Origin of the sequence: Flavobacterium coralii, assembly GCF_019891545.1 — a bacterium.
Lineage (GTDB): Bacteria > Bacteroidota > Bacteroidia > Flavobacteriales > Flavobacteriaceae > Flavobacterium > Flavobacterium coralii.
In genome coordinates this window covers 45,277-70,908 of sequence record NZ_JAHDIU010000003.1, presented here as the reverse complement: position 1 = coordinate 70,908, position 25,632 = coordinate 45,277, and the positions used below count along the sequence as shown (strand labels likewise).

General features: G+C 41.4%; 18 protein-coding genes, 2 tRNA genes and 1 pseudogene. 11 read left to right on the top strand and 10 right to left on the bottom strand.

Going from position 1 to position 25,632, the window contains the following annotated elements:
- The first annotated feature begins 49 nt into the window (after positions 1-49).
- Positions 50-691, top strand: coding sequence for a polysaccharide deacetylase family protein (locus KJK34_RS05440; protein WP_223052854.1), 642 nt, complete (start codon positions 50-52; stop codon positions 689-691).
- On the opposite strand, the gene KJK34_RS05435 is transcribed toward KJK34_RS05440, so the two are convergent.
- Together KJK34_RS05435 and KJK34_RS05430 are read right to left on the bottom strand one after the other, a co-directional pair.
- Positions 688-984 (bottom strand): thioredoxin family protein, encoded by a 297-nt coding sequence (locus KJK34_RS05435; protein ID WP_223052853.1) that lies wholly within the window; start codon positions 982-984, stop codon positions 688-690. The two genes, KJK34_RS05440 and KJK34_RS05435, sit on opposite strands and share 4 nt — an antisense overlap.
- Before the next feature lie 74 nt (positions 985-1,058).
- On the bottom strand, positions 1,059-2,288 hold the full coding sequence (locus KJK34_RS05430; protein WP_223052852.1) for a metallophosphoesterase: 1,230 nt from the start codon (positions 2,286-2,288) through the stop codon (positions 1,059-1,061).
- A gap of 188 nt (positions 2,289-2,476) precedes the next feature.
- On the opposite strand from KJK34_RS05430, the gene KJK34_RS05425 reads away from it, so the two are divergent.
- The 3 genes from KJK34_RS05425 to KJK34_RS05415 all read left to right on the top strand — a co-directional run bounded on the left by KJK34_RS05425 (position 2,477) and on the right by KJK34_RS05415 (position 7,317).
- On the top strand, positions 2,477-3,055 hold the full coding sequence (locus tag KJK34_RS05425; protein ID WP_223052851.1) for a flavodoxin family protein: 579 nt from the start codon (positions 2,477-2,479) through the stop codon (positions 3,053-3,055).
- Between the two features lie 64 nt (positions 3,056-3,119).
- Positions 3,120-5,951, top strand: a complete 2,832-nt coding sequence (gene polA / locus KJK34_RS05420; protein ID WP_223052850.1) for a DNA polymerase I — start codon at positions 3,120-3,122, stop codon at positions 5,949-5,951.
- A 46-nt stretch (positions 5,952-5,997) separates the two neighbouring features.
- Positions 5,998-7,317 carry a serine hydrolase domain-containing protein gene (locus KJK34_RS05415; protein WP_223052849.1) on the top strand — a complete coding sequence of 440 codons (1,320 nt, stop codon included), beginning with the start codon at positions 5,998-6,000 and terminating at the stop codon, positions 7,315-7,317.
- 40 nt (positions 7,318-7,357) lie between these two features.
- Here KJK34_RS05415 and KJK34_RS05410 read toward each other — a convergent pair whose 3' ends face one another.
- Positions 7,358-8,380: a LacI family DNA-binding transcriptional regulator gene (locus KJK34_RS05410; RefSeq protein ID WP_223052848.1), complete on the bottom strand. Its 1,023-nt coding sequence runs from the start codon at positions 8,378-8,380 to the stop codon at positions 7,358-7,360.
- 430 nt (positions 8,381-8,810) lie between these two features.
- Between KJK34_RS05410 and KJK34_RS05405 the strand changes: the two genes are divergently transcribed.
- Positions 8,811-9,569, top strand: coding sequence for a ferritin-like domain-containing protein (locus KJK34_RS05405; protein ID WP_223052847.1), 759 nt, complete (start codon positions 8,811-8,813; stop codon positions 9,567-9,569).
- Between the two features lie 26 nt (positions 9,570-9,595).
- Positions 9,596-10,420: a ferritin-like domain-containing protein gene (locus tag KJK34_RS05400; protein WP_223052846.1), complete on the top strand. Its 825-nt coding sequence runs from the start codon at positions 9,596-9,598 to the stop codon at positions 10,418-10,420.
- A gap of 68 nt (positions 10,421-10,488) precedes the next feature.
- Here the strand turns inward: KJK34_RS05400 and KJK34_RS05395 are convergent, their stop codons facing one another.
- The 3 genes and pseudogenes from KJK34_RS05395 to KJK34_RS05385 form a co-directional block, all read right to left on the bottom strand.
- Positions 10,489-13,056, bottom strand: coding sequence for a BspA family leucine-rich repeat surface protein (locus KJK34_RS05395; protein WP_369075503.1), 2,568 nt, complete (start codon positions 13,054-13,056; stop codon positions 10,489-10,491).
- Positions 13,057-13,272: 216 nt separating this feature from the next.
- A pseudogene (locus KJK34_RS05390) lies at positions 13,273-14,046 on the bottom strand (BspA family leucine-rich repeat surface protein); the annotation flags it as partial.
- 201 nt (positions 14,047-14,247) lie between these two features.
- Positions 14,248-15,630 carry an RtcB family protein gene (locus KJK34_RS05385; protein ID WP_223052843.1) on the bottom strand — a complete coding sequence of 461 codons (1,383 nt, stop codon included), beginning with the start codon at positions 15,628-15,630 and terminating at the stop codon, positions 14,248-14,250.
- Positions 15,631-15,811: 181 nt separating this feature from the next.
- On the opposite strand from KJK34_RS05385, the gene KJK34_RS05380 reads away from it, so the two are divergent.
- Positions 15,812-16,822 (top strand): helix-turn-helix transcriptional regulator, encoded by a 1,011-nt coding sequence (locus KJK34_RS05380; RefSeq protein ID WP_223052842.1) that lies wholly within the window; start codon positions 15,812-15,814, stop codon positions 16,820-16,822.
- Positions 16,823-16,855: 33 nt separating this feature from the next.
- On the opposite strand, the gene KJK34_RS05375 is transcribed toward KJK34_RS05380, so the two are convergent.
- A tRNA-Leu gene (locus KJK34_RS05375) sits at positions 16,856-16,937 on the bottom strand.
- A 145-nt stretch (positions 16,938-17,082) separates the two neighbouring features.
- Between KJK34_RS05375 and KJK34_RS05370 the strand changes: the two genes are divergently transcribed.
- Complete coding sequence (locus tag KJK34_RS05370; RefSeq protein ID WP_223052841.1) at positions 17,083-18,471, top strand: dipeptidase; 1,389 nt, start codon at positions 17,083-17,085, stop codon at positions 18,469-18,471.
- A 97-nt stretch (positions 18,472-18,568) separates the two neighbouring features.
- Here KJK34_RS05370 and KJK34_RS05365 read toward each other — a convergent pair.
- A tRNA-Gly gene (locus KJK34_RS05365) sits at positions 18,569-18,641 on the bottom strand.
- A 129-nt stretch (positions 18,642-18,770) separates the two neighbouring features.
- Between KJK34_RS05365 and KJK34_RS05360 the strand changes: the two genes are divergently transcribed.
- Positions 18,771-19,208: a GNAT family N-acetyltransferase gene (locus KJK34_RS05360; protein ID WP_223052840.1), complete on the top strand. Its 438-nt coding sequence runs from the start codon at positions 18,771-18,773 to the stop codon at positions 19,206-19,208.
- A gap of 4 nt (positions 19,209-19,212) precedes the next feature.
- Here KJK34_RS05360 and KJK34_RS05355 read toward each other — a convergent pair whose 3' ends face one another.
- On the bottom strand, positions 19,213-19,923 hold the full coding sequence (locus KJK34_RS05355) for a murein L,D-transpeptidase catalytic domain family protein (RefSeq protein ID WP_223052839.1): 711 nt from the start codon (positions 19,921-19,923) through the stop codon (positions 19,213-19,215).
- Positions 19,924-20,160: 237 nt separating this feature from the next.
- On the opposite strand from KJK34_RS05355, the gene KJK34_RS05350 reads away from it, so the two are divergent.
- Positions 20,161-22,551, top strand: coding sequence for a DUF5916 domain-containing protein (locus tag KJK34_RS05350; RefSeq protein WP_223052838.1), 2,391 nt, complete (start codon positions 20,161-20,163; stop codon positions 22,549-22,551).
- A 5-nt stretch (positions 22,552-22,556) separates the two neighbouring features.
- Complete coding sequence (gene gpmI / locus KJK34_RS05345; RefSeq protein WP_223052837.1) at positions 22,557-24,074, top strand: 2,3-bisphosphoglycerate-independent phosphoglycerate mutase; 1,518 nt, start codon at positions 22,557-22,559, stop codon at positions 24,072-24,074.
- A 166-nt stretch (positions 24,075-24,240) separates the two neighbouring features.
- On the opposite strand, the gene KJK34_RS05340 is transcribed toward gpmI, so the two are convergent.
- On the bottom strand, positions 24,241-25,515 hold the full coding sequence (locus KJK34_RS05340) for an acetyl-CoA hydrolase/transferase family protein (RefSeq protein WP_223052836.1): 1,275 nt from the start codon (positions 25,513-25,515) through the stop codon (positions 24,241-24,243).
- Between the last annotated feature and the right edge of the window lie 117 nt (positions 25,516-25,632).

Genomic DNA, 25,632 nt, shown 5'->3' with positions numbered 1-25,632 from the left:
TTTGGATGCAGTACTAAAAAAGTACTGCATTCTTTTTTTGGCTTGGCTTATGAAAATGTACTGGGTAAAAACAAACCTGCTGATTAAAAAATGGTTCTCCGGCTTTGTATGGAGCTTACCCAACCATGAAAAAAAGATATACCTTACTTTTGATGACGGACCTACTCCACAAATTACAGAATGGGTACTTGAAGTACTTGCAGAGCATAACATAAAGGCTACTTTTTTCTGCATTGGGAATAACATAGAAAAGCATCCTGAACTATTTAAAAAAGTAATTGCAGCAGGACATTCAATAGGTAACCATACTTATAACCACCTTAACGGGTGGAATACCAAAAACGACACATATCTTGAAAATACAATAGCTACAGAAAGTATTATTGATAAGCTGTATCCAAATGGCACTGAAAAGCTTTTCAGGCCGCCATACGGCAAAATGAAGGGAGCACAGGCTAAAGCTGTGCGCGGTATGGGCTACAGGATAATAATGTGGGATGTGCTAAGCGCCGACTTTGACAGGAGCATAACGCCCCAAAAGTGCCTGCAAAATGTAATCAGGAACACGCGCCAAGGCAGTATCATTATATTTCATGACAGTGAAAAAGCATACCCTAACCTTAAGCATGCCCTGCCGGAAAGTATAAAATACCTGAAAGAAAGAGGATTTGTTTTTGACAGGATAAACTAAAGCTGTTCCTGTACCAGTGCAATAATAGTATTGGCATCAAGCTCGCCTGATTGCCTCCATACCATTTGCCCGTCTTTGTATATCATTAATGTAGGAAGCCCTTTAATCCTGAGGGCATCGGCCAGTTCCTGGTTTTTGTCCACATCAATTTTTATCACTTTCGCCCTGTCGCCAAGCGCTGCGGCAACATCGCGCATTACAGGATGCATCGAAACCGAAGGCTCGTTCCATTCTGTATAAAAATCAATAAGGACCGGTACCCTTGAGTTGATTAATTCGCCGAATTTTGACATAAATTTAAATTTAAACCGACCAAAAAGCTTTTGTATTCCGATTAAAACTACACAAATATAACAATTTTATCAACCTACGCTATTTTTTCGCCTTTTTTTAGTTCCAGCACTGTAATCTCGGGCCATATACCCACCCTGCCCGGATACGCATGAAACCCGAAACCACGGTTAACATAAACATACCTGCCCAAATGTTCATAAAGCCCGGCCCACTGCTTATAAACATATTGCACAGGACTCCATTTTATAAGTCCGGGTATTTCAATCCCAAATTGCAACCCATGTGTATGCCCGCTCAGGGTTAAGTGATAGTTGTTGTGGCTTTGCTTCACCTCCATTTCCCAATGAGATGGGTCGTGGCTCATCAATATTTTAAAATCTTCCGGCGTTAACCCTTTAGATGCTTTACCGAGGTCTCCTGCTTTTTTAAAGTTATGCCCCCAGTTCTCCACACCCACAAGCGCTATCTGCTGGCCGTTTCTTTCAAGCTTTACATGCTCATTAAGCAGCAGCTTAAAGTCTATCTGGCGGTGCAGGTCTTTAATAGCGTTAAAGTTATCTTCTTTATCTTTATTGGTAGGCCAGGTTACATACTCGCCATAATCATGGTTGCCCAGTACGGAGAATTTGCCAAGCGGCGGGTTCTCGATACGTTTAAAAGTTTCTATCCAGGGGTGCATTTCTTCGGCGTGGGTATTCACAATATCACCTGTAAAAAGAATGATGTCCGATTTTTGCTCATTGATAAGGTCTATAGCATGGCTAATTTCATCGGGGTTATCAAAACTGCCGCTATGAACATCCGATATCTGCGTGATGGTCATACCGTCGAAACTCTCGGGCAGGTCGGCAAAATAAAGTGTCTTTCTCCTTACCTGGAAGTTATACTTACCCTTTGTCATTCCGTATAACAATGATATAAAAGGAATTGCTGCAAGGCCAAGTGCCGCCTGGCTCACAAACTTGCGCCTCTCGATAAGGAACGACTCATTGCTGTTACCCAGAAATTCGCGCATAAGTCCGAAGAAAAAGCGCACTATATCTTCTCCAAACATAACCACTGCAATAACCATTTTGGGTACATAGGTAAGCAGCAGCAGCCCGAAAGTAAACAGCGTCTGTTTGTTCTGCCCCACACTCCTGTCAAACTGCGTAAAGGAGTAAGCAATATACATGATGATGATAAAAGATATGATCTGGTACGCATAAAGCACCCATCTCAGCCGTGTTACGGTACGTATAGCCTGAAATGCATATACCTCAACCAAAATCACGAACACAAAAAATAATATCCAGCGAAACATATGTTTTTCCTAAAAGTGATACTGACAGTCTGCACAAAATGTGCCGTAAATTACTGTCGGCAAAGATATAAACGAATATGTCCTGATTTTGTTACCGCGGATAATATTAGGATATAAATACCTTTATATTAAGATTTTCTTTACAAACAGTTGGCTATATTTGAGAAATAACAAAACAACCACCTGAAATGAAAGCAGTTATACTACTTGCAACCCTAAAAAAAGAGGGCAACAGCAACACCGAAACCCTTAGTGAATTTTTTGCGGAGCATCTTAAAAAACAAAATATTGAAAGCGAGATCATCAAGCTTGTCAATCATACTATTCTTCCCGGTACCTACTCTGACATGGGTGATGGGGACGAATGGCCTGCCATACTTGAAAAAGTACTGTCAGCCGATATAATTGTATTTGCAACCCCGGTTTGGTGGGGCAACCATTCTTCTCAGATGCAAATGGTAATTGAGAGGATGGATGAGCTTCATGATGAAATTATGGAAGGCAATACATCTAAACTTCAGGGCAAGGCAGGAGGCATTATCGTTACAGGCGACAGCGATGGCGCCGAACATATTATTGCCAACACTGCCAATTTTTATAATGCTTTGGGTATAGGGCTGCCGCCGTTTACATCATTAACTGTTTTGTGGGAAGGCCACGCCAAAGGCAAAGACACCCCAAAAGAAGAGCTGCTGGAAAAATACCGCAAGGAGTATGACAAAACAGCAGAGCAAATGGTTAAGCAACTGGCAGGGTATGTAAAGTAATACCTGTTGCAACGCATGGCTATTAAAGCGGGTTTGCTTATTTTTACAGGCAAATAAATTTTTCATGTCACAGCAAAAACGACTTTTCCTGCTCGATGCCTATGCGCTTATATTCCGCGGTTATTATGCATTTATTAAAAACCCGAGGATAAACTCCAAAGGCATGGATACTTCTGCTATTATGGGTTTTATGAACTCATTGCTGGATGTAATTAAACGGGAAAGGCCCGACCACCTCGCCGTTGCTTTTGATAAAGAAGGCAGCGCAGTGCGGACCGAAATGTTTGCCGACTACAAAGGGCACCGGGACGAAACACCCGAAGCCATAAAAATTGCCATTCCGTATATACAGGAAATACTTAAAGCCATGCACATACCCGTTATAGAAATGGCAGGCTGCGAGGCGGACGACCTTATAGGCACAGTTGCAAAGCAGGCCGAAAAGCAGGGCTACCAGGTTTATATGGTAACTCCCGATAAAGATTTTGCACAGCTTGTAAGCGAAAACATCTTTATGTACCGCCCCGCACGCATGGGCAACGGCATAGAGATTTGGGGTGTGCCCGAAGTACTTGAGCGTTTTGAAATTGAGCGCCCCGAACAGGTAATTGATTTTCTGGGCATGATGGGCGATGCTGTAGATAACATTCCGGGATTGCCGGGTGTAGGTGAAAAAACCGCTAAAAAGCTGCTGAAAGAATACGGCTCTATGGAGAACCTGCTGGCCAACACGCACCAGCTTAAAGGGAAAATGAAGGAAAACATAGAGGCAAATGCCGAAAAGGGCATTTTATCTAAAAAGTTAGCTACTATTATCACCGATTGTAATGTAACCTTTGATGAACATGATTACGAACTGAGCAAGCCTGACACCGAAAAAGTGGAAGCCCTGTTTCAGGAACTGGAGTTCAGGAGGATGGCAGAGCAATTCCATAAGCTGTTCTCTCATGGCGAGGAGTTCGACGAAATCAATACACAAGGCTATACACCTACTAAAACAATAACCAAACAGGACCAGCAGTTTTCTCTTTTTAATGAGGGCGCAGCAGATGAGCATGCCCAGTTTGACCCAGGCTTTTACAAAAAGCTTGATACTTATGACCATAACTACCAGGTAGTGCAGGGCAATATGGGCATCAGCCTTTTAATGCGCGACATGATGCAGCAAAAGAGCGTAAGCTTTGACACTGAAACTACCGGTATATGTGCCCTTACGGCAGAGCTTGTCGGGCTGTCATTTTCTTGGGAGAAAGGTAAGGGATTCTATATTCCCGTACCTGCCAACCGCGATGAAGCAAAAGAACTGCTGCAAAAGCTGGTACCGTTTTACGAAAGTGAGGAAATCGAGAAAGTAGGCCAAAACCTTAAATATGATATAGAGGTGCTTTCTAACTACGGTATAACCGTAAAAGGAAAGTTTTTTGATACTATGATTGCGCATTACCTCATCAATCCTGATATGCGCCACGGCATGGATATACTTGCCGAAACATACCTGAAATATTCGCCAATGCCAATTGAGGCGCTTATCGGTAAAAAAGGTAAGAACCAGAAAAGCATGCGCGATGTTGAGCTGGAGCTTATTAAAGAATATGCCGTTGAAGATGCCGACATAACCCTGCAGCTTAAAGAAGTGTTTGAACCCATGTTGGAACAGACGCTTACCCGCAAACTTTTTGATGATATAGAAATTCCGCTTATGCCGGTACTTGCAGCGATGGAGCATGAGGGCATAAACCTTGATACCGCTTACCTGAAACAGCTCTCTGAAGTACTGACAAATGACATTAAGGGGCTCGAGCTTAAAATATATGAAGCCGCAGGTGAATCGTTTAACCTTGCCTCGCCCAAACAGCTTGGAGATATATTATTCGATAAGCTTAAAATTGGCGGAACCAAACAAAAGAAAACCAAAACGGGGCAGTATGCTACGGGCGAAGAAGTGCTATCATATCTCGCTAAAGACAATCCTATAGTACAGGACATACTGGACTGGAGGCAGCTCGTAAAACTGCAAAACACCTATGTAGATGCACTGCCCACACAGGTAGAACCTGCCACAGGCAGGGTGCATACTGATTATATGCAAACGGTAGCCGCTACCGGAAGGCTCAGCAGTAACAACCCTAACCTGCAAAACATACCTATACGCACCGAACGCGGCAGGCAGATCAGGAAAGCATTTATAGCACGCGATGAAAATTACACATTGCTTTCTGCCGACTACTCTCAAATAGAGCTTCGTATTATAGCCGCGCTTAGCGGCGACCCGGAAATGGTAAAATCGTTTCAGAATAATGAAGATATCCATGCCAGTACGGCTGCAAAAGTTTTCAACGTTTCGCTTGAAGAAGTTACGAGAGAGCAGCGCAGCAATGCTAAAACGGTAAACTTTGGTATTGTGTATGGCGTTTCTGCATTTGGGTTGAGCAACCAGACATCATTAAGTCGTTCGGAGTCAAAAGAACTTATAGATGCTTATTACAAAACCTACCCTACCCTGCGCGATTACATTAATAGCCAGGTAGAATTTGCGCGGGAAAACGGCTATGTGCAAACCATATCAGGCAGGAGGCGTTACCTCAAAGACATCAACTCGCAAAATGCGGTAGTGCGCGGCGCGGCAGAGCGTAATGCTGTTAATGCCCCTATACAGGGTAGCGCCGCCGATATTATTAAGATTGCGATGATTAACATACACAAGCGCCTTATTAATGAAGGCTGGAAAAGCAAAATGCTATTGCAGGTGCATGACGAACTTGTGTTTGATGTGCATAACAGCGAAACAGAGCGCATAAAGCCAATGATTAAGCATGAAATGGAAAATGCATTTCCGCTGGATGTGCCGCTGGTGGTAGAAATGGGTACCGGGCAAAACTGGCTTGAGGCGCATTAATGTAACGTTACAGCGCAACTGTAGTCTAATTATAAAAACTTAAATGATGAAAAAGAGCATACTGCTGATTATAGCTTTTGTTATGGCTGCCCCTGCCTTTGCACAGCCTATGGAGCCACGCTTTGTGAAGATAGACAGCCTGTTATCTTACTTCGCTGCCAATAATAAATTTATGGGTTCTGTCAGCATCCGCGAAAAAGACAAAGTAGTTTTTGAAAGGGCATACGGCTATGCCGATGCAGAGAATAAAATTAAGGCAAATGCCGATACAAAATATAAAATAGGCTCTATAACCAAGATGTTCACATCTGTGGTTATATTTCAGCTTATGGAAGAAAAGAAGCTGATGCCTGATGCGAAACTATCGCAGTTCTTCCCGAATATTAAAAATGCCGACAGCATAACCATTACCAACCTGCTTAACCATACCAGCGGGCTGTACAATTATACAAACGACAGTATTTTTGGCAGCTATGTAACGGCGTTCCAGCCACGAAAGGCAATGCTGAAAAGGATTGAGGCTTATGAGCCTGCTTTCAGCCCCGGCTCTACAGCAGATTACAGCAATACAAACTACCTGCTTTTAGGGTATATCATAGAAGACATCCTTAAAAAGCCATATAAAGATGTTGTAGAAGAAAGGATAGTAAAAAAGCTTGGGCTTAAAAACACCTACTATTTTGGCAAAATAAACCCGCGCCGCAACGAAGCCTATTCTTACCACTTTAACGGCACCGAATGGGAAAGGCATGAGGAATGGAATGAATCGGCGGCGGGGGCGGCAGGCGCCATGCAGAGCACGCCAACCGACCTTACTAAATTTATCAGGGCTTTATTTGAAGGTAAGCTTGTAAAAAAAGCATCACTGGATGAAATGCTGAAGTTTGACTACGGATTTGGCAAGGGTATTTTCAGCTTTCCGTTTGGTGAACGCCGCTTTTACGGCCACAACGGCGGTATAGAAAACTTTACCTCTTCGTTAGGCTATTACCCTAAAGATGGGCTTGCGATAGCCTTAAACGTAAACGGAGACAATTATGACGGCAATGAAATAATGATAGGCATACTCAGCATTTACTATAAGCTGCCATACCGTTTCCCTAACCTTAAAACTGTTACGGTTGCACCTGAAATTTTAAAAGGATATGAAGGTACTTATGCATCGCCGGGAGTGCCGCTGAAAATAAATATTAAATATACAGATGGTGTGCTTATGGCCCAGGCTACAGGCCAGGGGGCTTTTCCGCTAAACCCGGCAAGCGAGACTGAATTTAATTTTAATCCCGCAGGTATAAACATAATATTTAAAGATAATGGCTTTACCATCTATCAGGGTGGTACTGAAACAGAATTTAAAAAGGAGTAATCTTGCGATTACTCCTTTTTGGTTTTTATACGTTTTATCCTTAAAGTTTTCTGGTAGAGTCCCGCTGCCTTAATTCGGTTTTAATAACTTTAGTCTGGTATTCAGGCTCCTCCCCTTCTTTCGCTTCAAGTCGGTCTATCAGCATGTTGGCTGCCGCATCGCCAATTTCGGGCCCGTGCTGGCTCACGGTGCTAAGGCTTGGCGTTAACCTGCGTGACCATACGCCATCGGCAAAGCCTATTACATTCAACTCATCCGGTATTTTAATACCTTTTTTTATAGCTGCCTTCATTGCCATTACAGAGGCATGCTCATCAAGGGCAAAAATTCCATCAATTTTTTTATCGAACAGCGTTTGCAGCTTCTCATCAAAATCTTCGGTGTTATCGGTAAGTATGGTTATATTGTCGTTAACGCTTATGTTATTATCGGCAAGCGCTTTATAATAGCCTTCGGCACGCAGCTTACCAACACTAAGGTTATCAATAGTAGATAGTAGCGCAATATTTTTACACTTAAGCTTTATCATGTGGTTTACGGCATGCACAGCCGAATCAAAATCATCTACAATAACTTTATCGCAGTTTACCTCATCTGATATTCTGTCGAACATAACAATAGGTATATCATCAGATATTGCTTCTTTAAAGTGCTTAAAATCGCCAACTGCCTGTGTTTCTTCCGCAATAGAAAGTATAAAGCCGTCTATAGTACCGTTACTCAGCATATCCATAGCGTGTACTTCTTTCTCTAACGATTCGTTACTGATGCAGGTAATTACATTATAGCCCCTGTCGTTAGCTGCTTTCTCTATACCACTAAAAACTTTAGCGAAAAACGGGTTAAGTATGTTAGGTATTATAACCCCGATGGTACGGCTCCTTTTACTTTTTAGGTTTACTGCCACATTATTGGGCTTATAATTTTTGAGCTTGGCAAACTCCTGTACCCGCTTTTTAGTGGGTTCACTTATTTCAGGACTGTTACTTAATGCTTTAGATACTGTTGATACCGATACATTAAGCTCTTTGGCTATTTGCTTTAGTGTGGCCTTTTGTTTCATACTTCCGAAAATTATTGCAATGTAAAAGTAACGAAAAATTTTACGAAACGATATTTATAATTATTCACAAAAAGTTAAATACTTAGCATGTGGCTATTAAAATGTGTAAGTATTGTTTTACAATAACATAAGGTAGTGTGACAAATTATGTAACCGTAAAAGTTAATGTTGTAATAAAAGACCACGAATGTTAATGTTAACTAATTGTTATCACAATAAGTTCACTTATAGCCTCTACCCCTGCCTATAAATAAATATACTGATAAATAACCTGCTAAGCAATTATTAAATTTTTCTTAAAATAAGTTTTTTTCTACAGCTTCTTAAAAACCGTTAACAATTTACCTTCGTAAGTAAAGGTAACTTTGAAAACATTGAAGCCGAAAAACACCACACCTGATAATTATTAACCCATTAACGAATTAGTATTATGAAAAAGAAAGTTGAAGTAAAGGAAGTGAGGACAGGCCTGCACAACAGGAGGAGCTTCCTTAAACTTGGCGGGCTTGCAGTAGCAGGTACAGGCTTATTATTAGTAGGATGTAATAATGACGACGACGGTGGCGGCGGAAACACCCCCGACGCTAACCAGCTACCGGGCATCAGGAATGGTGTGTTTGACCTTGGCGGAGGTGATTTAGGTATATTAACCTATGCCTATGCACTTGAGCAGCTTGAGGCTGACTTTTACACAAGGGTTGTAAACAGCAACAGCTTCGGCTCTACATTTAACGCCGAAGAGCAGCAGATACTTACAGACCTTTACAACCACGAAGTGGTGCACAGGGAATTTTTCAGGACAGCCATTTCAGGCGTGCTTCAGGATGAACCGGACCGCGTTTTACCTGACCTTCAGTTTAACTATGGAGGCCTTAACTTTAATGACAGGCTTGCAGTACTTAACACTGCAAAAGCGCTGGAGGATACAGGAGTATCTGCATACAACGGCGCGGGCAGGTATTTAACAACACCTGATTATCTTGTTATTGCCGGTAAAATAGTTTCGGTTGAGGCAAGGCATGCCGCTGCTATCAGGGATTTACTAAACCCGGGCTCAGCTTCTTTTGCAGGCGATGACATTGTAGATGCTAATGGGCTTGATCCGGCACAAATGCCGTCACAAATTATCAGTGCCGTGTCAGATCTTGAGTTTATAACAACTCCTTTCACAGCAATGTACCTGGAATAGTAAGTAACCTTCAAAAAAGCAAAATCATGAACATTATAAAATTTATAGAGTCTTTTACCAACGATAGTTTTTTAAACGCAAAAGGCTCACGCAGGGAAAGTTTCAGCCAGTTTGGCAAATTAGGATCTAATGCAGCTATGGCAGCCGTACCATTCGGGCTTGCGTCTATGCTGTTTACACAAAAAGCAAATGCTGCATCTTCGGCATTTTTGTCAGCAACTGCAGATACACCTACATCTGCGCTTCAGCTGGCGCTGATACTTGAATATCTTGAGGATGAGTTTTACGCTACAGCGCTAGACACCAACGGACTTATACCAAGTGCTGACAGGGCTGTTTTTGAGCAGATTTCGCAGCATGAAGCAGCACACGTAGAATTTTTGATGGGAGCTCTTGATACTGATGCCCCGGCAAAACCTACGTTCGACTTTACAGCAAACGGAACATTTGACCCTTTTAATAACTATGACCAGTTCCTTGCCTTATCTCAGGCTTTTGAAGACACCGGCGTAAGGGCATATAAAGGGCAGGCAGCGAACCTTATTACAGAACCCGGATTACTTACAGCCGCATTGCAGATACACTCTGTAGAGGCACGCCACGCAAGCCAGGTAAGAAGGCTAAGGGGGCTTAAAGGCTGGATACCGGGTAATGATGAAGGCGGACACCCTGCAGCAGCAGATGCTGTATATGCAGGTGAAGCCAACACAAACCAGTTAGGTTTTAACACTGCCAACGTGCAGGAAACAAACGGCCCGGCAATACCTGCCATAGCAGGTTCAGAATCGTATGATGAGCCACTTACAGGGCAACAGGCCACTAACATAGCAAACCTGTTTATAGTACAATAACAATATAGAGAGTATAGTGTTAAGTTAAGTTAGGTTAATATGAAGCCCCCTGTTCAAGGGGGCTTTGCTTATTTTTTAACCAATAACTGTTCTGATACTCTACCGCCTGCGTTGGTTTTAACTATGTAGGTACCTGCACTGAAATTTTCAAGATTTATATTTTTAAAATCAGAATCAAGCTGTAAAAGCAGCCTGCCCTCCATATTATAAACAGATACAGAATCCGGTATGATACCCTCTCTAAAATTAAGGCTCACCTGATTATCTGCTGGGTTAGGATATAATGTCATATAAAGCATGTTGTAACTTTCATTTATACCTAAAGCACTGAAAGGGGTTACAGGAGAGCAGTCGCTGCTTACATTATCCCCGCTAATTACCCATCCTTTGCTATTTATTAATGCATCATGAGCAGCCTGGTCACAATATTCAAGATTTACAGCACCAAGATTTTTATTTTGATACCCAAGCTGAAGAAATTTTTGTAGTAAAGCATCATAATTTTCAATGTTAAGTCCGGAATTATTAATGAAACTAAAGTAGTTTGCAGACGGGTTAAAATTCCACTCATCCAGCGGCTGATTAAAAGATGATGCATTACTAAACATAGAAGAAATTGACGTAACGTTAGACACATTCCAGTTATTTAATGGCTGATTGAATGAGCTCGCATTTAAAAATGTTGTATACATATCTGTAACATTACTTACATCCCAGTTATTTAAAGGTTGGTTAAAAGCAGTACATAATAAAAATGTTCCATATAGAGTAGTAACATTTGATACGTTCCAGTTATTTATATTCTGGTTAAAGGCACTACATCCGGCAAATGTGCGGTATAATCTTGTAACGTTAGACACATCCCAATTACCTATTGGCTGATTAAACATAAGTGCATAATCAAACATGCTTGTCATATCTGTTACCGAAGAAGTGTCCCAACTGCCTATAGGTTTATTGAATACTTCAGCTTCAGCAAACATCCAGTTCATTTTAGTAACATTACTTACATCCCAGTTGTTAAGGGACTGATTAAAAGAAGTTGCACCATTAAACATATATCCCATATCGGTTACACCGGATACATCCCAGCCATTAAGCGGTTTGTTAAATGCGAGAGCACCTGCAAACATGCTATACATATTTGTAACACCGGATACATCCCAGTTTTCTACAGATTTGTTGAATATTTTACATGATGCAAACAAACCCTGCATTGTAGTTATATTAGATACATCCCAACCACTTATATCTTCATTCATATTATCACAGTCAAAAAACATATAGTTCATATTAGTAACATCTGAAAGATCAGGAGCATCTACAGCCGGAATCTTTAAATTTTTACATCCGGCAAAAGCATAAAACATTGTTGTCCATTTAACACTACCCCATTGTTCAACAGTCCTTATTTTAGTAGCATTAACAGACCCTAACTCAAACTGAAGCCTATGAAAATCGCCTGACATAGTTACAGTATAGGTTCCTGCGGAAGGATAAGAATGAGATATCTGGCCAGTTTGGCCTGTAAGAACAGTACCATCGCCAAAATTTACAGTATAATTATTTCCAGTTCCTTTAACAGGCAGGGTTATAAACTTCGAACTGGCGGGAACAGTCCATGTGGTTATAAATGGCGAAGAAGAGCAGCCTGTATTCAGGATATCTCCAAAAATGGTCCAACCTTTGTCATTAATTAGTGAATATCGCGCAGCCGAAGGGCAGTACTGTAAATTATAAGCTCCTAATTGTTTGCCTATTAAACCAGAATCTAAAAGCCGTTGCAGCAGTATTTCATAATTTGCCGTATCAAGTGCGCTATACCTTATAAAATAAAGAAAACCGGGCACTGTAGTTATACCGCTGAAATCCCAGTCAGAAAGGGGCTGATTAAATGATGTGGCATAATAAAACATTTCATTCATATCTGTAACACCAGAAACATCCCAGTTGCCAATAGGCTGATTAAACTGGTATGCATTCATAAACATAGCTGCGGTAGTTACAACATTAGAAACATCCCAGTCAGAAAGCGGCTGATTAAAAGAAGATGCACCGGTAAACATTGCCGCCAAAGAAGTTGCGTTGGAAACATCCCAGTTATTTATATTTTGGTTAAAAGAGGCAGCATTACTAAACATGCCGTTGAAATTTATAACATTCGATACATCCCAGTTATCTAAAGGCTGATTAAATGACGATGCAGATGAAAACATTGCTTCCATATTTTGCACATTAGACACATCCCAGTTATTAAGGGATTGATTAAGAGAACTGCAATTTGCAAACATTAATCCGGCATCTGTAACAAGGCTTAAATCGGGTGTATCTGAAGCTGTTATTGTAAGGTTTGTACATCCTCTGAAAGCACCCTGCATACTTGTCCATTGCGTAGTTCCCCATTGCTCTACAGTAAGTAGTTTAACTGCATAACTGCTGTCAACATTTTGAAATCTTATCTGGCTGAATTCTCCTGAAAGAGTTACTGTATAAACACCCGGTGCAGAATAAATATGCGATACAGGCCCTGTTTGGTGTGTAAGAATTGTTCCATCGCCAAAATCAATCGTATAATCATTATTAGTTCCTGCAACAGGTACCGCAATAGAGTTATTACCACCAGCCTGCCATGTCATTATAAATGAATCAAGATCAGGACAGTTTGTACCTAATACATCTCCGGTAATAATCCATCCCCTGCTTATTAAAATATCCCGTATATGAGTATTACAATATTCTATGCCCTGGGCTCCAAACTGTTTGTTTTGCAGGTTAAGTTGCTCGAAACGCTCTAACAAAGCATCATAGTTTTGCTGATCAAGATTACTATAATCTAAGAACCCGATTATATTATGGATACTGCTGAAATCCCAGTTGTGAAGTGGCTGGTTAAATGACGAAGCTTTATAAAACATTTACATAACAGCAACATTACCCGTTATCCATCCATCTAAAGGCTGATTAAATGATGTGGCATAATAAAACATACGGTACATCCTGTTTACAGAAGACACGTCCCAGCTATTAAGTGGCTGGTTAAATGATGTTGCTGAAAAAAACATGCTGTCCATATTCGTAACTCCTGATACATCCCAATTATCCAGTGGCTGGTTAAAAGAAGTTGCATAATAAAATGTATATTTCATTAAAGCAACATTTGATACATCCCAGTTATTTAATGATTGATTAAGAGATTTACAGAAAAAGAACATATAGCTCATATCAGTAACCTGTGTAAGATTGGGGCTATCAGTTGCTGTTATTGCCATGTTAACACATCGGTAAAATGCACTGTTCATACTAGACCACTCAGCATTACCCCATTGCGTTACAGCCCTAAGCTTTTCGGCATTGGCAGGAGAATAATCTGCAAACCGGATTTGATTAAAATCACCGGAAAGGGTAACTGTATATATACCCGGCAGTTGAAATGAATGACTTACCGCACCGGTTTGATTTGTCAGTACAGTACCATCTCCAAAATCAATTGTATAATTATTATCTGTGCCAACAACAGGAACAGTAATGGACAGATCTGTAGATACCTGCCACTGGGTTATGAATTCAGTTTGGCTATAGGCCAAATAAGTAATATTAAGAAGAATAAACAGGTAAAGCTTTTTCATAATGTGGATAGATTTAAGTTGGTAATTGTTCAATAATCTATTCCAAATATAGCTTTTATTTTATCCGCAGAATATAATTTACAATCAAAATATTAAAATAAAAACCACAAATTCAACAACTTAACGAATTTAAAAACGATTAAAAAATTATTTATAATATAAATGAGAACAATAAAAGCCCCTGAACAAAAGGGGCTCTTATTATCTTCTTCTCTTTTTTCTCCAGGGAGCATTTTTTTCCCAGTCGCCAGCCATAATGCATCCGTAAGGCAATACCTCATCGATTACTTTTCCTAAACCAAATTCTTCCATTTGGTTTCTCACAGTTTCTGCATTTTTGTATGCACTCGGTAACTCTGTAATATCAATCTCGTTTGAGAAGAACCGCACATCAAGCCCTTGTGTTTCTATTTCAAAAATTTCCTGAAATGTTCCCGTTTTACTCTTTCTATGTTGAGTACGGCTTATATTTCTACCTGCACCATGAGGGGCAAAGCCAAGGTTACCTTCGGTTGTTTCGCCTTCTACAATCAAAACGGGTTCCGACATATTTAGTGGAATCAATCGCGGTCCTGTGATATCGGGCATAAATTTCTTATCAAGCGGTGTTGCGCCTTTAGCATGGTAAAACAAGTCGCCATCTTTAAACACAAAATTATGCTCGTTCCAGTACCTGTCTTGTTTTTCTATACCCAAACGCTCTAATGTTGCATCATGCAGGCACTCGTGGTTTAATTTTGTCCATTTACGAACTATCTGTAAGGCCTCCCAGTATTTTTGTCCTTCTTCGGTATCAAAAGGTATCCAGGCATTTTGCTTTAATGTTTCAGGCGATAGTTCTTTTCTGAAACGTTCGGCTACCTTCATACCTTTGTCATATAAGTTTGCACCAAAACCTCTGCTACCGTGATGCGTAACCATCATAGTATTACCTGTGTTTTTAGAGATTCCTATAAATAAGAAGTGATTACCGTCACCCTGAGTACCTAAATGTGACCTTGCTGCCGAGATACCTTTTGGGTCGTTCAAAAAGAAGTTATCTTCAATCTCAGCAAGTAAATCCATAGGAAATCTGAACTGGTTTTCTCTTGAACGCCCGCCAGGCCCGAAGTGCGTAACACTATGTGCAGCATCTAAAACCAGTTTAGGGTCAGTCTTTCCAAAATCCGTAAGCATTACAGAGCAGCAAATATCGGCACTATGCATACCCGGATGTATTGCATTTTTTGCCACAGCAACCCCGCCTACAGGAATTGTACCCAGGGGCCCCGTAGGGCAGGCATCGGGCATAATAGCCCCTTTTACCAAAGTAGGTGTTCGCATCAAGGCATTCATCGACTCTACAACACTGTTAACATTCACTTCTTCCAGTTCGTCACCAGCCTTAATGTTAACAGAGAACGGTATTGCTTCAGTATGCAAATCTATTGCGGGAGGCAATTTAAACTGCTCCAAATAGTTTGCTAAAGCGTCGCCTTCAAGTTGATTGGTGTTAATATGCTCAAGTGCTTCTTTCATCCACTTTCCTGACCTGAAGCCCATTTCGATAAGTTCGTTTCCGGTAATGTTTGTTTTACTTTCCATATTTTTATTTCTTTTCTAAATTTTCCTTTCGTGAAGCCCCGCCGACTCCCTGTCCGGCGGAGCGCTACTCCCATTGTTTAATCAATAAGAAACTGTTTGTTTCCGTGTACAAAGATTTTAAACGATGTGCGCAGCCTTCTTGCGCAGTAAAAAAATATGCTTATTTTTCCAAAAAAAAATAATGGCTACCAATAAAAATGCGCTAATAAGATACCGGACAATAGATAAATGCCTGCAGAACAACAACCGCAACTGGACACTGGATGACCTTATTGAAGCGTGCTCTGATGCGCTGTATGAGTATGAAGGCAGGGATGTAAACGTGAGCAAACGCACAGTGCAGATGGATATACAGATAATGCGCAGTGATAAACTGGGCTATAATGCACCAATTGTGGTTCATGACAAAAGGTTTTATAAATATGACGACCCGGATTATTCCATAACTGATATACCGCTTAATGAAAATGATATGAATGTGCTTACGGAAACAGTAGAAATGCTGAAGCAGTTTAAGGACTTTTCTTTATTTTCTGAATTAGGTGGTATAATACAAAGGCTGGAAGACAAGATATATATTGAGAAAACAAAGCAGGCTCCTATAATTTACCTGGATAAAAATGATAACCTGAAAGGACTGGAACACCTTGATGTACTGTACCAGGCTATACTTAAAAAAATAGTGTTGCGCATTACTTATAAATCGTTCAAAGCAAGGAAAGCATCAGAGGTTGTTTTTCATCCTTTTATTTTAAAAGAATTTAATAACCGATGGTTTTTGGTGGGTAAAACGTCTGCAACAAAGCCGATAGTTACATTTGCACTTGACAGGATTGAAAAGGTAGATTATGATTTAAACATTCCTTACCTGGATATTAACTTTAACGGAGAGGAGTATTATAAAAATACTATCGGCGTTACAGTATTGCCCGAAGAACATGTTGAGGAAATTCATTTAAAAGTTGACAGGAGCAATGCACCTTATGTGCTAACCAAGCCATTGCACCACACACAGGAAACTGTAGGGAAGTTAAATGACGGAAGCATTATTGTAAAACTGGATGTACATATTAATTATGAACTGGAACGTTTAATTTTAGGTTTTGGTGAATGTATAGAAGTTATAAAGCCCCGACTGCTACGAAAAAGAATTAAAAACAACCTGCAGAATGCTGTTAAGTTATACCAATAAAAAAAGCCTCTGAAAATCAGAGGCTTTTTGTTGTGCGGGTGATAGGACTCGAACCTACACACCGTGAGGCACCAGATCCTAAGTCTGGCGTGTCTACCAATTTCACCACACCCGCAGGTAATAACGAACTCGATATTGTGCTTCATTATTGTGGGTGCAAATATACGCATAGTTTAATACAAAGCAAGCTTTTTGGTGAAAAATATTCTAAATATTTTTTATGTATTTTTGACCAACAACCCTATATCACTAATTTTAAAATGGATAACATTAAAAGCTACGTAAAAGAGCATAAAGAAAAATTTTTAAACGAGCTTATTGAATTGCTGAAAATACCATCTGTAAGCGCTGACAGCGCCTATTCGCAAGATGTTATTAATACTGCCGAGGCAGTAAAAGAAAGCCTTGAAAAAGCAGGCTGCGATAAAGTAGAACTTTGCGAAACCCCGGGCTACCCTATTGTATATGGCGAGAAAATAATAGATACCAGCCTGCCAACAGTGCTTGTTTACGGGCATTATGATGTGCAGCCGCCGGACCCGGTAAACCTATGGGACTCCCCTCCTTTTGAGCCGGTCATTAAAAAAACAGAAATACACCCTGAAGGCGCCATATTTGCCCGTGGTGCGTGTGACGACAAAGGGCAAATGTTTATGCACGTAAAAGCCCTTGAATATATGGTTGCCACGAACAACCTTCCGTGCAATGTAAAATTCATGATTGAAGGCGAGGAAGAAGTAGGCTCTCCAAGCCTTAGCTGGTTTGTAGAGCGCAACCAGGAAAAACTTAAAAATGATGTCATCCTGATTTCTGATACAGGCATGATATCCAACAACCAGCCGTCTATCACAACCGGACTAAGAGGGCTTAGTTATGTTGAGGTAGAAGTTACCGGGCCAAACCGCGATTTGCATTCAGGCCTTTATGGAGGGGCGGTAGCCAACCCTATAAACATATTGGCTAAAATGATAGCGCAGCTTCATGATGAAAACAACCATATAACCATTCCCGGCTTTTATGATAAAGTAGAAGAGTTAAGCCGCGAAGAGCGTGACGAAATGGCAAAAGCGCCTTTTTCGTTAGATGCCTACAAAAAAGCCTTAAACATTGAAGATGTTTACGGAGAAGCGGGCTATACAACAAACGAGCGCAACTCTATACGCCCCACACTTGATGTTAACGGTATATGGGGTGGTTATACCGGTGAAGGTGCCAAAACGGTTATTGCCAGCAAGGCATATGCAAAAATATCAATGCGCCTGGTTCCTGACCAGGACTGGAAAGAAGTAACAGAACTGTTCACCAAACATTTTGAAAGCCTTGCGCCTAAAGGTGTAAGGGTTAAAGTAACCCCGCATCACGGCGGGCAGGCTTATGTAACGCCAATAGACAGTATAGGCTATCAGGCGGCGGCCGCGGCTTATGAAGAGAGTTTCGGCATTAAGCCGATACCGGTACGTTCAGGCGGCAGCATACCTATTGTTGCTTTATTTGAAAAAGAATTGAAAAGCAAAACCATCATGATGGGCTTTGGGCTTGACAGCGACGCTATACACTCGCCTAACGAGCACTATGGTATATTTAACTACCTGAAGGGGATTGAGACTATTCCGCTATTCTATAAGCATTTTACAGCGATGAGTAAGTAATTCTCAGTATACTAAAAAAATCCGCCCATTGTGGCGGATTTTTCTTTAGTGGCTACAAATAAAAAACCCGGGCTTTACAGACCGGGTTTATTTTAAGAGCGGAAGACGAGGCTCGAACTCGCGACAACCAGCTTGGAAGGCTGGAGCTCTACCAACTGAGCTACTTCCGCATTATTGTGGTGCAAATATAAACAATAACTTTTTGTAGTTGCAAGCATTTTAGCAAAAATATTTAAGGGCAATTATGCACCTCAACTTAAAATATTCTTTATTAATTTGTTATCAAAAGTAAAATACTCATGCAGCAGCTAAAAAAGATAACTTCGCGCGAAACTTTCCCTGTAAGGCACCCGGTATTAAGGCCGGGCCTGCCTGAAGATTCCTGTATTTTTGCAGGAGATGATCTTGAAACAACAGCACATTTTGGCCTGTATGACAATGAGGATATTGCGGGGGTAATATCGGTATTCAGGGCTGCAAACCCTGCCTTTACAGATGAGCTTCAGTTCCAGATAAGAGGAATGGCTGTTTTACCACAGCACCAAAAAAAAGGCATTGGGGAACATTTGGTACAACATGCAGAAGAATACGTAAAACAAGCCGGGGGCAATTTAATATGGTTCAATGCCCGCGAAGCCGCAACAGGATTCTATAAAAAAACAGGCTACCATATTACAGGCAGCCCGTTTGATATTCCCAGTGTTGGTACACATTATGTAATGTACAAACGCCTGTAATTATCTATGATAATAATTTGCTTGTTTTAAGGTATGACTTGGTTGGGTGATAAATAAACAGGCACGATTTACCTGTAATAAGCTTAATAATTTCTTTATTCAGGTTGTTTGGTAGCGCAGGGCATCCAAGGCTCCTGCCCAGGCGGGTATGCTGCTTAATAAAGTTTTCACTCACATAATCAGCGGCATGCATTACTACGGCGCGGGCGCGGGCGTTGCTGTTTATGCCTTTCTCTAAACCGTCAAGGCGCAAAGACTGTCCGTGCTTACCCACATAAAGTTCACCTGTAGCATAAAAACCAAGGCTGCTTTTGTTAGAGCTTTGCTCATTGCTGAAAGTTGTGGCAAACTCATTACCGCTGTTCCTTCCGTGGGCTACCAGTGTATTGTAAAGCACCTTGTTGGCATCCATATCTATAATCCACAGCCTTTTGCTGTTAGATGATTTGCTGAAGTCAATAACGGTAAGCAGGTGCTTTTTTATGGCACCCTTTTCAGTCAGCTTATTGTATCCGGCAAGCGCTTTAGAAAAACATTCAAATTCAGGCATAGAAAGCCCGTTGGCATCAATGCCATTATAAACATCCATAGCGGTGACAGCAGTTTCGGCGGTAACAGCCGCTTTAGCCGCAGCAACCGGAACTTCAGTATTAGTACCCGGATTGGTTAGCGAAAACAATAAAAAGAAAATCGACGTAAAAAAATTATTAATCATAGTTGTGCAGTAGGTTTATCCGATTTTACAGGCTGCTAAAATAAGTAAAGGAAACTTAAAGAAAAAATTACAACACTGTTAAAATCAATAGTTTAACATTTTCATTCATAACAGTATATAGAACTGTTACTTCCTCTCATTCAGTAACGTGCAATGCTTAACCCTATTGTATTCCTAATAATAAAAAGTTAATTTTACACGCTCACCTAATAAGGTGCAAACACCATACCATAGTATATGAATATCCTAAAAATCAGCATATTATCAATATTTTTAACATTTACAGCCACATTCTATGGCCAAAAACGTACATTAGAGGCTGTAAGGATTACTAATAATATCGCTATTGATGGAGTTTTAAACGAACCTGCATGGGCAAATGCACAGGAAGCTTCTCACTTTGTAATGTATGAGCCTGATAACGGCAAACCTGAAGATGCCGACAAGCGCTCAACAGTTAAGGTGCTGTATGATGATGAAGCAGTTTATTTTGGCGCGGTACTGCAAGATAATCCTGAAAATATAATGCGGGAAATAGCCTTGCGGGACGACTTTAAGACAGCCGACCATTTCGGGGTTTTTATAAATGGTTATAATGACGGGCAACAGGATTTCAGGTTTTTTGTGAGCGCTGCAGGAACACAGCTTGACTGCCTTGCCACCCAAAATGGGGAGGATTATTCATGGGATGCCATCTGGTTCAGCAGTGTAAGTTTAACCGATAGCGGTTGGGTAGTGGAAATGAAAATACCTTATGCAGCTATACGCTTTTCTGATGAGAAGGAACAGTTTTGGGGGCTAAACTTTTACAGGGAAGTACGCCAGAACAGGCAAAAATTTTTCTGGAACCCAATAGACCGCAATATCGGTTCGGCTATTGTTCAGACAGGGCTACTTACCGGTATAAACAATATTGAGCCACCTACACGCCTGTTCTTTATTCCCTATTCGTCAGTTTATGTAAATGATAATGAAGCAGGGACAGAAACCACTTTTAAAGCCGGAATGGACATAAAATATGGTATTAATGACTCGTTTACGCTTGATGCTATTTTAATACCCGATTTCGGGCAGGCCGCATTTGATGAGGTGGTGCTCAACCTGGGTCCTTTTGAACAGCAGTTTAACGAGAACCGCCCGTTCTTTACAGAGGGTACCGATATTTTTAATAAAGGCGGACTTTTATACACGCGCCGCATCGGCGGGCCGCCAACGGGAACAGTTACTCCAGCCGAAGGGGAAGAGGTAACAGAAGTACCTGCCAAAGTAAATCTTATAAATGCACTGAAAATATCAGGACGCACCAACAATGGGCTGGGCATAGGCGTAATGAATGCCATAACAGAAAGGACTTATGCCACGCTTCGCAATACCGAAACCAATACCAGCAGAAAACAGCTTGTAGAGCCGGTAGCCAACTATAACATTTTGGTTTTAGACCAGCGCTTCAGGAAAAACTCATCGGTATCTTTTACCAATACCAATGTTATGCGTGAGGGCAGCTTTAGGGATGCCAACGTGAGCGCACTGGTTTATAACCTTAACACCCGCGAAAACACCTACAACCTTTCAGGCAATTTTAAGTACAGTACGGTAAATGACATCGAAAGTAAAAATGGTTACAGCTCTTATATCAGCGCTTCCAAAACCAGTGGCAAATACCGCTACGGTTTATCAAGTTTTTATGTATCTGAAGATTATGATAATAACGATTTAGGGATAATATTTACCACTAATTACTATAACATTAATGCTAATGCCAGCTACCGTATATTAAACCCGACAAAACTGTTTAATACTTTTTCGGTAAACACCAATGTATATGCAGAGTTTCATAATGATACTAACAGGCTGCAAAACGGTTATGCCGAGGTAAACGTAAACTCTACCACACGAAAAAATGACTACATCGGCTATGGCGTGCAGGTAGTGCCTTTTGACCTGTATGATTTTTATGAACCGCGCATAACGGGCAGGTTTGTTAAAGTACCCAAGAGCGTGTTTGCTTATATATACTTTTCTTCTAACTACAACCGCAAATTTGCACTTGACATAGAACCGCAAATATGGCTTAGTGATGAAAGAGACCGTAACTATTACGGCCTGACTTTTAGCCCACGCTACCGGTTTAGCAACCGCATGCAGATGATATACAGCTTTAATTACGGGCTGGATACTAATAACAAAGGCTGGATAGCTTTTGAAGGCGACGATATCGTCTTTACCCGCCGCGACAGGACAACTATTACCAACAGCATATCGGGTAAATATTCTGTAAACAGTAATATGACTATTAACCTTACCGCCCGCCATTACTGGACGTATGGCGAAAATCTGGAGTATTTAACATTGCAGGACGACGGCATGCTGACGGAAAATACTACCTTTAACGAAAACAGGGACTTTACGTATAACAACTGGAATTTCGACCTGTCTTACACCTGGTGGTTTGCACCGGGCAGCCAGCTTTCGTTTCTGTACCGCAATAACGCGGTAGGGCAGTTTGAATATGTAAACCGTAATTACAGCAAAAACCTTGATTATTTATTTAGCAATAACCTCAACAGCATTTTTTCTTTAAGCCTACGCTATTATATAGATTACAATGCTGCCAAAAACTGGATTTAATTATTATGAACAAGAAAGTAATTTTAATGATACTGGATGGCTGGGGTATGTCGCCCGACCCTAAAGTTTCGGCTATAGACCAAGCCAATACACCTTTTATAGACAGCCTGTACCACAACTACCCACACGCCACCCTGCGCACCGACGGCCTTAATGTGGGACTTCCCGAAGGGCAGATGGGTAATAGCGAAGTGGGGCATATGAACCTGGGCGCAGGGCGTATTGTGTATCAGGATCTTGTAAAGATTAATCTTGCCGTGCAGGAAAATACGCTTGCTAAAGAAAAAGCGCTTGCAGATGCACTTGCCTATGCAAAACAGCACAACAAAAAAGTACACCTGCTGGGGCTGCTTTCAAACGGTGGCGTACATTCGCATATAGATCATTTAAAAGGGCTTATCAATGCCACTCAGGAGTACGGGCTTGATAAAGTATTTGTACACGCTTTTACCGACGGGCGCGATGTTGACCCAAAATCAGGGCTTGGCTTTGTTGCCGACCTTCAAAATTATATAAAAGCCATGCCGGTTAAGCTGGCATCTGTTATAGGGCGTTACTATGCAATGGATCGCGATAAGCGCTGGGAGCGTGTTAAGCTGGCTTATGACCTGCTGGTTAACGGGCTGGGCATACCAAGCACAAACGCCATAGACAGCATACAGGAAAGCTACAATGAGGGTGTAACGGATGAATTCATCAAGCCGATAGTAATGACAGAGGATGGTACCAACCCAATTGCAACCATAGCGGCGGATGATGTGGTTATCTTCTTTAACTTCCGTACCGACAGGGGCAGGCAGCTAACAGAAGCGCTAACACAGTTTGACATCCATGAGTTTAACATGCACAAAATGAACCTTTATTTTGTGACCATGACCAACTATGACGATACCTTTAAAAACATCCATGTTATTTATGACAAAGACAACCTTACAGAAACACTGGGCGAGGTTATATCAAAATATGGGAGAAAACAGATACGCATAGCCGAAACAGAGAAATATCCGCACGTAACGTTTTTCTTTTCGGGAGGGCGCGAAGCACCTTTTGATGGAGAAAAACGCCTGCTTTGTGCATCACCAAAAGTAGCGACGTATGACCTACAGCCGGAGATGAGCGCCTATGATATTAAAGACTCGCTGGTGCCGGAACTGCACAAAGGTGAAACAGATTTTGTATGCCTTAACTTTGCCAATGGCGACATGGTGGGCCACACCGGGGTAATGGAAGCCGCCGTTAAAGCCTGCGAAGCCGTTGATGACTGTGCCCGCCAGGTAATAGAGGCTGCACTTGCCAATGGCTATACTACAATTGTTATTGCCGACCACGGCAACTGCGATACTATGGTAAACCCTGATGGCAGCCCTAACACGGCACACACTACTAACCCTGTGCCTATTATTGTAGTAGATAATGAAATTAAGCAAGTTAATGACGGTGTTTTGGGCGACATTGCTCCAACCATATTAAAAATGATGGGCATACCGCAGCCTGAGGCCATGACAAGGCATTCGCTTGTGTAGCCTTAAATGTATTTATATTTTCATTTTGGTACAAAGAGCAGCATTGTGAAAATTCAGTTTTAAAATTTCTCTTTCGTCGAAATGGAATCCATAAAAAATAAAGCCTGCAGGTTTATGGCATACCTGCAGGCTTTTTTACAACTACTATTTTAAAAAATCTACTAAACTAACAACTTTTGGTAACGCCAAAATAAGCACGTTCTATTGCCTCCCTGTGGTCGGGGTGGGCAATATTTACCATTGCCGCCACACGCTGTTTCAGGGTTTTGCCATACAGGTCGGCTATACCATATTCGGTAACAATATACTGCACGTGCGAGCGTGTGGTAACCACACCTGCCCCCTGTTTAAGGAAAGGCACAATGCGGTTCTCCCCTCTTGTGGTTACCGATGGAAGTGCAATTATAGCCTTTCCGCCTTCGCTAAGGGCTGCGCCTCTTATAAAGTCCATTTGCCCGCCCACACCACTATACATACGGCAGCCAATAGAGTCGGCGCAAACCTGCCCGGTAAGGTCAACCTCAATGGCAGAATTTATAGCCACCATCTTCTTGTTTTTACGTATTACGGACGAATCATTTACGAAAGATGATTCGCGCATCTCAATAAAAGGGTTATCATTCACAAAATCATACAGCCTTTTAGAGCCTATTAAAAAAGTAGCCAGTGCCCTGCCTCTCACAGTGCCTTTATAGTTACAATTGATAATATCACCTTCTATAAGGTCAATAACCCCGTCACTAAACATTTCAGTGTGCAGGCCCAGATTTTTGTGGTTTTTTAAATTGGCAAGCGCGGCATTGGGTATAGAGCCTATCCCCATTTGCAGTGTACTTTCATCTTCAATTAAAGAGGCAACATACTCGCCTATTTTTGCTTCCTGCGCTGTTATGGCATCCGGCTCGTGCCCGTATATAGGCATATCGGCTTCCACAAGAAAATCAATTTCAGATTCATGTATAACCGAGTCACCAAAAGTGCGCGGCATTTGCGGATTAACCTGAGCTACCACAAACTTTGCATTTTCTATAGCAGCAACAGATGCCTCTACCGATACGCCAAGCGAGCAATAGCCGTGGCTGTCGGGTGGCGAAACGTGTATAAAAGCCACATCAAGCGGCAACACATTTTTACGGAAGAGGCGTGGCAGTTCGCTTAAAAATACCGGTGTATAAGAACCGTTACCTGCTGCCAGCGTATGCCGCACATTTTTACCGATAAAAAAAGAATTTACATGAAATCTGTCTTTCAGTGCGGGGTCTGCGTAAGGCGCCTCGCCTTCTGTGTGGAGGTGGCACACCTCTACATCCCTTAACTCTGCCGCACGTGCCGCAAGGGCTTTTGTAAGTACCGTGGGGGTTGCGGCGGCCGCCTGAACATAAACACGGTTGCCCGGATTAACAACTGATACGGCCTCGGCCGCACTAACATATTTACCCATACCTAAAAATATTTATGCAAAGTTACCGTTGCAAAAAGGGGTAAAACATGATTTTTCTCATATTACAATAAGTTTAACAATTTATAAATAAAAGTTAAACTTGTATATTTAATAGCA